This is a genomic window from Enterobacter sp. HMSC16D10 (assembly GCF_001807145.1).
Lineage (GTDB): Bacteria > Pseudomonadota > Gammaproteobacteria > Enterobacterales > Enterobacteriaceae > Enterobacter > Enterobacter roggenkampii.
On record NZ_KV787843.1, the window covers coordinates 1 to 640 of the forward strand.

The 640-nt window shown below is 58.6% G+C and carries 1 protein-coding gene; it reads right to left on the reverse strand.

From position 1 onward, the window contains the following. Window positions 1–235 precede the first annotated feature (235 nt). On the reverse strand, window positions 236–640 hold a 405-nt coding region (locus tag HMPREF3143_RS24620), incomplete at its 5' end, for a transposase (RefSeq protein ID WP_000297736.1).

The window sequence follows — 640 nt, forward strand, 5'->3', positions numbered from 1 at the left end:
ACGTATAGGAAGAATAAACGCCCTTTTCACCCAAGTCCAACAGCTTTGGACCGCAGTTGACTCTTTCGACACCCCTGCGATGCAACCCAATCCGGCTGACGGGGAGCCAGCAACGCTGAAAATTTACCCTCCTCTTTCCCACTAGCGGCTCCTTTTCCGACAACCAGCACGGCGGATCCCTGCCGCGGCGCTGTGAACGCAGCATTTTGATTGGTATCGTTGGCCTTCAGGCTCGTCAGTCAAACAGACCCAGGAGCAGCTCAGCCGGTGGCGCCCGGCTTTCGGGTAACGCCCTGGTCCCGCTGGTTTCGGCTTTGTGCTTCAGGTGATCAAGGATCTGCTTGATCACTATAGGGTCTTCAATGCAGGCGATGACTTTCATGGCGCCGCCGCAGCCGCTGCAGGTCTCGATGTCGATATTGAAAACACGCTTGAGCCGTTGCGCCCATGTCATCGACGCTCGCCGTTGTGCTGGTGTTGCCGGTTCATCAGCCACCCTGACCTTGTTGCCCCTGCCCCGTTTTGCCGGCGTGACCAACGCCCGGTGCCGACTGTTGGGTGCGAACACCCCGTGGAAGCGGGTTAGGTTGACTCTGGGCTTCGGTACCAGGGCGGCCAGCCTTGCAATGAAATCCAATGG